Here is a 7,093-nt window from a genome sequence, read left to right as displayed (position 1 = left end):
GTCGGCGCGAGCTCGCCGAGCAGCCCGGCCGCCGCGTCGTCGTCCCGTGTCACCAGCGGGTGCTGGAGCGCCCCGACGAGCCGCGCCTGCGTGTCCAGGATTCCGGCGGCGGCAGGGGCGAGTCCCCGCAGGCAGCCGGCCGCGTCCGCGCGCCGCCGCGCTCCGACCCGTACTCCGAAGTGGACGAGCAGCGCCCGGTCGTCCTCGGGCAGTTCCCCCGCCCGCAGTCGGGCCGCGAGCGCCCGTACGCCCTCGGCCCCGCCGAGCGTGCCCGGGGGCACCGGGAGGTCCGCGCGCCCGGCGGCCCATCGCGCCGCCTCGGGGAGCAGCGCCCGCAGCGCGGCGTCCGGGTCCGGGCGACCGGTGAAGCGGTGGCGCATCACGTACCGCTCCTCGGTGTACGGCACGGTCTCGGCCGCCCACGCGGCGAGGAAGGCGGGCGCGGGAAGCGTCGCCCAGGGGTGGCCGTGCGGGTCGTGGAAGGTCACGAGGCCGTCCGCGTCCAGGTCCAGGGCGACGACGTAGTGGTCGCCGCCGTCCGTGGACGGGGTGCCGGGCTGGTGGAGCAGCAATCCCATGTCCACGGGGCCGACGAGGACCGGCCCTTCGGCGAGCGCGGTTCGCAGCCGCCGCAGCGCCTCGTCCGGGCCGCCGCCCGCCGTGCGCGCGCACGAGACGCCGAGCAGCCGCAGCGCGGCGTCGATGCCCTGCTCGGGGTCCCAGCCGAGCGCGTCGAAGAAGGGGCGACGGCCGCCGATCCACTGGAAGCCGAAGGCCGAGCCGGTCAGGGTCTCGACGAGCGCGGGCGAGGGGGCGCCGGGCCCCAGGAGCGTGACGAGGGAGTTCGCGTAGCAGTACGGGCCTGAACCGAGGTAGGGCGTGGGCACGGGGTCCTCCGGGACGTGGGCGCTGGTCTGTCGCCACCGAGCCGACCGGCTGACACCGTGTGAGGGTCAAGCCCGTGCCTCACGCCTCCTTCGGGCGGGGCCGCCAAGGCCAGCGGCGGCGCGCGACCACGCCCTCCGGGTCGTACACGTACCGCCAGCCGCGCGGCATGCCGAGCTTGCTGCCCGGGCGCAGCAGCGGCTCGCGGTTGTAGACGAGCAGGGTCTCCCCGGCGGGGCCCGGGACGGGGACCTTGTACTGCTGGGGCGGCTGCCCGGTGGGGCCGGTCAGTACCGGCAGGGTGCGGCCGTCCAGCGGGCCGCCCACGAACACGACGTTCTCGGTCTTCACGCGTCCAGTGTCACCGAGCGGCGGGCGCCCCGCCCGCCCCGTGCCCGCACGCCGCCCGCCCCGGTCCCCGTACGCCGCTGCTCAGGCCAGCAGCCCCGAGGAGCGCCACAGCCGCCGTCCCACGCCCTCCATCAGCCCGATGTCGTCCAGGAAGTCCGTCAGCCGCTTCGCGCCGTTCTGCATGACCTCGCGGCGGTGCGCGCTCGCCTTCACCTGCCGCAGCGCCTCGCGCTTGTCGAGGCCCGCGTTCGTGTAGACGTCCGGGTTGACGAAGGCGACGGAGAAGATCCGCGCCGCCTCACCGGCCGAGAGCCGCGTGAGGTGCCGCTCCCACTTCGGCGCCGTCACCATCTGCCGCCGCAGCTCCTCGCGCGCGTAGCGCACGTGCCGCGCCTCCTCGATGACGTGGATACGGGTCACGCCGCGCACGAGCGGCTGCACGCGCTCGTCGGGGAAGGTGAGCCGCTGCATCCAGTCGAGGATCTCCTCGCCGAGCAGCGTGCACGCGAACGAGCCCGGCGTCGTCGAGATCGTCTTGAGGACGCGCCCCATGTTGTGGTTGAAGCGCGTGACCGGGTACGGGTCCACGCCGCCGGTCTTCACCAGCCGCGCGAACATCATCGAGTGCCGGCACTCGTCGGCGATCTCGGTGAGCGCGTACCGCGTGTGGGCGCTCGTGATGTCCTTGTCGTAGATGTGCCGCACGAGCAGCTGCATGAGGATGATCTCGAACCACACGCCGAGCGAGGCGAGCGAGGCCGCCTCGTGCATCGAGAGCGTGATGCGCTGCTCCTCGCTCATCCGCTCCCACATGGGCGTCCCGTAGAGCGAGACCAGCTCCGGGGGCCAGAACCACTTCCCCGGCTCGAACGGCGCGTCCCAGTCCAGCTCCTTGTCCGGGTCGAAGGAGTGCTTGGCCGAGGACTCGAGCAGCCGCTCGGCCACCGATTCCCTGTTCTTGAGCGTCCCCAGCGCGTCACGGAGGAGCTCGAAGTCCGTCACCGTCGCCATGTCCTGCCACCCTCGTTCTCCGTCGTGCCGGCTCCGGCCGCGTTACCGGCGGTCACACCACTATGAGACTCCGTGTCAGTAAGGGCGTCAATCCCCTTGCCGGAACTTTGCGTTGGGGCGCGCGGCGGGGGACAGGTGTCCCGGTGGCCGCGCGCATCGCCTACCGTTTGGCCATGTCCACGCCTCCGCCGCCGCAGCACCCGTACGGAGATCCCTCCGGAGATCCCCACGGAACCCCCTACGGCGAGCCGCCCGCGCAGCCCCCGTACCCCTACGAGCAGCAGCCCTACCCGCAGGAGGGCGCGGGCTACGGCTACCCGGCCCAGGACCCGTACGGGAGCGGGCAGCCGCAACAGCCCTACGGGGAACAGGGTTACGGGGGACAGGCGTACGGGGGGCAGGCGCCCTACGGGGACCCGTACGGGGAGCAGGCGCCCGCGCCGTACGGCGAGCAGCCCTACGCCGGTCCCGACGCCTACGGGAACTGGCCCCAGACGCCGCAACCCGGCTACGGCACCCCGGAGCAGGCCCCGCGACCCGCCCCGTACGGAACCCCCTACGGCACACCCGAGGCCCCGGCCCCCGCGCAGGAGGCGCCGGGCCCGCAGGCCCAGGCGCAGCAGCAGCCGTCCGCCCAGCCCCCGGCCCCGGGGCCGTCGGTTCCCCAGCCGCCCTCCTCCCCGGGCGCGGAGCCCTCGTACGGAAGCGCCTACGACTCCCTGTACGGCCCCGGCGCGACGCCCGGCGCCGCCGCGGCCGCCGTGCCCGCCTTCGGCGACTCCGCCCCGGAGCCCCCGCGCACGTCGAAGCGCAAGCTGTTCCTCGGCATCGGCGCGGGCGTCGTCGTGCTCGCCGTGGCCGGCGCGGTGTTCGCCACCCGGGGCGGTGGCGGCGGCTCCGACCCGGACGCGGGCTTCCCGCAGGTCCACCAGCGCCTCGTACCCCCCGCGGCCCTCCTCGACGGCTCCTACACGCGCGACCAGGACCTCTCGCGGAACGAGGGCGCGAAGATCAACACCCAGGCGCGCGGCGCCCGCGACGTGCACGACGCCTCGGCCGTCGTCGTCACGTACGTCGGCAAACCGGAGGACGGCGGGGGCGGTTCGCTCGTCGTCTCGGGCTTCAACGGCCGCATCCGCGAGCCCGGCGACACGCGCGCCGCGATGCTCAAGGGCGCGGCGGGCGCGAAGGGCGCCAAGCTGCTCGCGCCCGCGAAGAGCTTCGGCGGCGGCGCGACGTCGAAGACGGGCGTGAGCTGCCAGACCATGTCCACGACGCAGGGCTCCGTCACCGTCGTCTTCCCCATGTGCGCCTGGGCCGACGACAACACGGCGGCGACGGTCGCCGAGATCACCCCGAAGAGCGTCGCGGCGAAGGCGGCCGACATCGACCTCGCTGCGGCGGCGAAGCGCGTGGCGCAGGTGCGTGCGGACATGACGAAGCCGTACTGCCCGGGCGACAAGGGCGAGTGCTGAGCGGGGCATGTGCTGAGTGGCGGGGGAGGGGCGGGGCGCGGGCGGCGCTGAGCCCGGCGGAGAGCGCGTGCGCTGCACCGGGGCGGGGGAGAGGGCGCCCCCGGGCCGTCAGCGCTTCCCCGCCTTCTTCCCCTCCCCTTCCCCCACCACCGCCGCCATCACCGCGCGCGCGATCGGGGCCGCGTTCCCGCCCCCGCTGATCTCCCCCCGGTCCGCCGAGGCGTCCTCGACCACGACCGCCACGGCGACCTGCGGCGAGGGTTCGTCGCGCCCCTGCGCCCACGAGACGAACCACGCGTACGGGGTCCCCTCGTTGCCGACCCCGTGCTGCGCGGTCCCCGTCTTGCCGCCCACCGTCGCCCCCTCGATGGCCGCGCGCCGCCCGGTGCCCTTCTCGACCGCGTCCACCATCAGTTCCCGCAGCCGCGCCGCCGTCGAGGGGGACATGGCCTGCCGCAGCGTGCGCGAGGGCGGCGCGTCCACGAGGCGCCCGCCGTGCGTCGTGGTGCGCTCCACCAGTCGCGGGCGCGGCACCGAGCCGCCGGAGGCGACGGCCGAGGCGACCAGCGCCATCTGGAGCGGCGTGGCGCGCGTGTCGTACTGGCCGATCGAGGAGAGCGCGAGCTGCGCCTTGTCGAGCCGGCTCCCGAAGACGGAGCGCACGACGGGCGAGGGGATGCCCGGGCCCGCCTCGTCGAAGCCGAAGCGCCCGGCCGCGCGCACCATCTCCTCCAGCCCGGTCCGTACCCCGAGCGCCGCGAACACCGTGTTGCACGACCACCGGAAGGCGTACCGCAGACTCGCGTCCCCGCACCCCTCCACCTCGTTCGCGAGCCGCGTGTCGCTCCCCGGCAGCCGGTACGGATCGGGCGCCTCCGTCGCGTCGTCCACGTCCCGCACCGTGCCCGAGTCGAGCGCCGCCGCCGCCGTCACGATCTTGAACGTCGAGCCGGGCGGATAGGTCTGCCGCAGCGCCCGGTTGAGCAGCGGCTGCGCCGGATCGGCCGTCAGGCGCGCCCAGGTGGCCGTCACGGCGCGGCTCGTGCCCGAGAGCGCGCCGGGGTCGTACGAGGGCGAGCTGACCAGCGCGAGGACGCGGCCCGTGGACGGGTCGAGCGCCGCGACGGCGCCCGTGCGGCCCGCGAGCCCCTCGTACGCGGCGCGCTGCGCCTTCGCGTCGATCGTCGTGGCGACGTTCCCGCCCCGGGACCGCGCGCGCACGAGGTCGTCCCACAGCGGGAAGGCGCTCAGGCCGGGGTCGCTGCCGGTCAGGAGTCCGTCCTCGGCGCGTTCCAGGAGCGTGCTCCCGTACACCTGCGAGGCGAAGCCCGTCACGGGCGCGTACAGCGGCCCTTCGGTGTACGTGCGCTCGTACCGCAGTTGCTCGTGCGTGTCCCGCGAGCCCGTCACCGCCCTCCCGCCGACGAGGATGTCACCGCGCGGACGGTCCCAACGGGCGATCGCCGCCCGGCGGTTGGCGGGGTTGTCGGTGTAGGCGGAGGCGCGCACGAGCTGGACGCGGATGGCGTTGAGCACGAGGGCGACCAGCAGCAGGAGGCAGAAGAAGGCGGCGCGCCGCTGATAGCGGCTCACGCCCCGCCCCGTACGTCCCCGGGACGCGCCCCGCCCGCGGCGCGTACGTCCTCCGGGCGCGCCCCGCCGGTGTCGCGGACGTCCCCGACGCGCGCCGCCCGGTCGCTCATGAGCAGCAGCAGCGCCACGATGACCCAGTTCGTGACGACCGAGGAGCCGCCCTGCGCGAGGAAGGGCATCGCCATGCCCGTGAGCGGGATGAGCCCCGTCACGCCGCCCGCGATCACGAAGACCTGGAGCGCGACGATCGCGGCGAGCCCGGTGGCGAGCAGCCGCCCGAAGGCGTCGGGGAGTTCCAGGCCCGTACGGAAGCCGCGCGCGACGAGCAGCGCGTAGAGGAGGAAGAGCGCCGTGAGGCCCGCGAGGCCCAGTTCCTCGCCCGCCGTCGCGAGGATGAAGTCGGACTTCGTCGCGAAGCCGATGAGGACCGAGTGCCCCGCGCCCAGCCCGGTGCCCGTGAAGCCCCCGGCGGCGAAGGCGAAGAGGGACTGCGCGAGCTGGCCCGGTCCCTCGCCCGCGTCGATCGAGGCGAAGGGGTGCAGCCAGTCCTCGACGCGCTGGTGCACGTGCGGCTCCAGGGACCCCACCGCCCACGCCCCGAGCGCGGCCAGGACGAGCCCGGCGGCGATCCAGCCCGTGCGTCCCGTCGCGACGTACAGCAGCACGACGAAGAGCCCGAAGAAGAGCAGCGAGGTCCCGAGGTCGCGCTCCAGGACGAGGACGCCGACGCTCAGCAGCCACACCATCAGGACCGGCCCGATCACGCGTGCGCTCGGCAGCCGCGTCCACAGCAGCCTGCGGCCGGTGTGGCGCAGCGCCTCGCGGTTCGCGGCGAGGTAGCTCGCGAAGAAGACGGCGAGCAGTACCTTCGCGAACTCGCCCGGCTGGAGCGAGAAGTCCCCGAACCGCAGCCAGATCCGTGCCCCGTTCACGGCGGGGAAGAAGATCGGCACGATCATCAGGACGAGCGCTGCGACCATCGCGAGATAGGCGAAGCGCTGGAGGAGGCGGTAGTCGGGCAGCAGCGCCACGACGGCGAGGAAGAGCGCGAAACCCGTCATCGACCACACGAGTTGCGCGGGCGCCGCGCGGTCGCCCGGGGTCTGGAGGTCAAGGCGGTAGATGAGGACGAGCCCGATGCCGTTGAGCAGCACGCCGATCGGCAGCGGGAGCGGATCGGCGTACGGGGCGCGGAGGCGGACGACGAGGTGCGCGAGGAGCGCGAGGCCCGCGAGCACCGCGAGATTGCGCAGCGCGTCGGGCGGCACGCGGTCCTCGCGCGTGAGTCCCACCGCGACGTACCCGAGCAGCACGAGCCCCACGGCGAGGACGAGCAGCCCCAGCTCGACCCCCCGCCGGCGGACCGGCGGCACGGCGCGCGCCGGGAGGCCCGCCGCCGCGTCGGCCGTCCTGGTTCCGGTCATGCCGGGAACGTAGCAAGCGGGGTACGGAATGTCCCGTTATGCGAGGTGGAGTCGGCGGGGACCCGGACGCGTTCGGGGGGCTCAGCAGGTGCGCGGGACGCCCTCGGTCGCGATCGACCTGCTCGGCGTCGCGACCCAGGTCCCGTCCGTCAGGAGGTACCAGCGGTCCTCGCCGCGCACGCGTTCGCCGAGCATGGCGCAGTGGATCGCGACGCTGTCGCCGTACGGGCGCCGCCCGACCTCGGTCCCCGCGCGGCGCGGGGAGTCGCGCAGCGTCAGGCCCTCGCGGGCGACGACACGGCCGTGCGCGCTGGCGGGCGTCTCGCCGAAGGCGGCGCGGGGGCCGGCGTCGGC

The 7,093-nt window shown here is 74.9% G+C and carries 6 protein-coding genes and 1 pseudogene; 1 reads left to right on the top strand and 6 read right to left on the bottom strand.

What is annotated here, in order from left to right:
* The 3 genes from G3I42_RS23625 to G3I42_RS23615 all read right to left on the bottom strand — a co-directional run.
* On the bottom strand, positions 1-887 hold an 887-nt coding region (locus tag G3I42_RS23625; protein WP_164289065.1), incomplete at its 3' end, for a hypothetical protein.
* Between the two features lie 79 nt (positions 888-966).
* Positions 967-1,236 carry a hypothetical protein gene (locus G3I42_RS23620; RefSeq protein WP_164289063.1) on the bottom strand — a complete coding sequence of 90 codons (270 nt, stop codon included), beginning with the start codon at positions 1,234-1,236 and terminating at the stop codon, positions 967-969.
* Between the two features lie 81 nt (positions 1,237-1,317).
* A complete protein-coding gene (locus tag G3I42_RS23615) occupies positions 1,318-2,247 on the bottom strand; it encodes a diiron oxygenase (RefSeq protein ID WP_164289061.1) in 930 nt (309 codons plus the stop codon).
* A gap of 173 nt (positions 2,248-2,420) precedes the next feature.
* Here G3I42_RS23615 and G3I42_RS23610 point away from each other — a divergent pair, with 173 nt between their 5' ends.
* The gene (locus G3I42_RS23610) at positions 2,421-3,722 is read left to right on the top strand and encodes a hypothetical protein (protein ID WP_164289059.1); all 1,302 of its coding nucleotides are present in this window, start codon (positions 2,421-2,423) and stop codon (positions 3,720-3,722) included.
* 108 nt (positions 3,723-3,830) lie between these two features.
* Here G3I42_RS23610 and G3I42_RS23605 read toward each other — a convergent pair whose 3' ends face one another.
* The 3 genes and pseudogenes from G3I42_RS23605 to G3I42_RS23595 all read right to left on the bottom strand — a co-directional run.
* Positions 3,831-5,315: a penicillin-binding transpeptidase domain-containing protein gene (locus tag G3I42_RS23605; RefSeq protein WP_164289057.1), complete on the bottom strand. Its 1,485-nt coding sequence runs from the start codon at positions 5,313-5,315 to the stop codon at positions 3,831-3,833.
* Entirely contained in the window at positions 5,312-6,739 is a 1,428-nt protein-coding gene (locus G3I42_RS23600) for an FtsW/RodA/SpoVE family cell cycle protein (protein WP_203607227.1), read from the bottom strand. Before G3I42_RS23600 ends, G3I42_RS23605 begins: the two co-directional genes overlap by 4 nt.
* An 81-nt stretch (positions 6,740-6,820) precedes the next feature.
* Positions 6,821-7,093, bottom strand: a pseudogene (locus G3I42_RS23595) (hypothetical protein); the annotation flags it as partial.

This window comes from Streptomyces sp. SID11385 (genome assembly GCF_010548245.1).
In the GTDB taxonomy this organism is placed as follows: Bacteria; Actinomycetota; Actinomycetes; order Streptomycetales; family Streptomycetaceae; genus Streptomyces.
The sequence above is the reverse complement of the archived record's forward strand: the minus strand, read 5'-3'. Positions and strand labels throughout refer to the sequence as shown.

Bases quoted from the DNA above. Each gene is read 5' to 3' on its own strand.
- G3I42_RS23615 (WP_164289061.1), bottom strand. From the start codon at position 2,247: ATGGCGACGGTGACGGACTTCGAGCTCCTCCGTGACGCGCTGGGGACG.
- G3I42_RS23610 (WP_164289059.1), top strand. From the start codon at position 2,421: ATGTCCACGCCTCCGCCGCCGCAGCACCCGTACGGAGATCCCTCCGGA.
- G3I42_RS23600 (WP_203607227.1), bottom strand. From the start codon at position 6,739: ATGACCGGAACCAGGACGGCCGACGCGGCGGCGGGCCTCCCGGCGCGC.